1 protein-coding gene is annotated in these 610 nt (G+C 63.1%); it reads left to right on the forward strand.

Going from position 1 to position 610, the window contains the following annotated elements:
• Positions 1-242 precede the first annotated feature (242 nt).
• Positions 243-610 (forward strand): superoxide dismutase (locus tag OO68_RS48840; protein ID WP_033314706.1); only part of this gene is annotated, 368 nt, incomplete at its 3' end.

Here is a 610-nt window from a genome sequence, read left to right on the forward strand (position 1 = left end):
GCATAGACCGTGCTCTTCACCGCGACGGCCCCGATCCCTTGCAGGCGGCGCCAGACCTTCACCCGGAAGTAGGCGGGCTTGCTCGGCAACTGGTGGATCAGCAGCAGCCAGCGCTGCTCTGCCGAGGGGGCATCATTGCTCATGTCGTCACCGTATCATCAAAACTGTCAAAAGCAACACTTGTATCATTTTAAATTCGAGCGTAGCGTCCGCTGCCATCACGTATCCCGAACGAGGATGCCATGCATCGGATCATGCCCTTGCCCTTCAAGCCGCCGCGCCTTGACGGGCTCTCCGAGCGGCTTCTGGCGAGCCACTACGAGAACAATTACGGAGGCGCCGTGCGGCGCCTCAACGCCATCGAGCGCCGCCTCGACGAACTCGACTGGAGCCAGGCCCCGGTCTTCGACATCAATGGCCTCAAGCGGGAGGAACTCATTGCCGCCAACTCGGCGATCCTGCATGAGATCTATTTCGACGGCCTCGGCGGTAGCGGCGATGCTGCGGGCGACTTGGCGCTGGCATTGGAGCGCGACTTCGGCAGCGTCGCCGGCTGGCGCTCGAAGTTTGCGGCATGTGCCAAGGCGCAGGCAGGCGGCTCGGGCTGGAC

Origin of the sequence: Streptomyces iakyrus (genome assembly GCF_000717055.1) — a bacterium.
Classification (GTDB): Bacteria; Actinomycetota; Actinomycetes; order Streptomycetales; family Streptomycetaceae; genus Streptomyces; species Streptomyces iakyrus.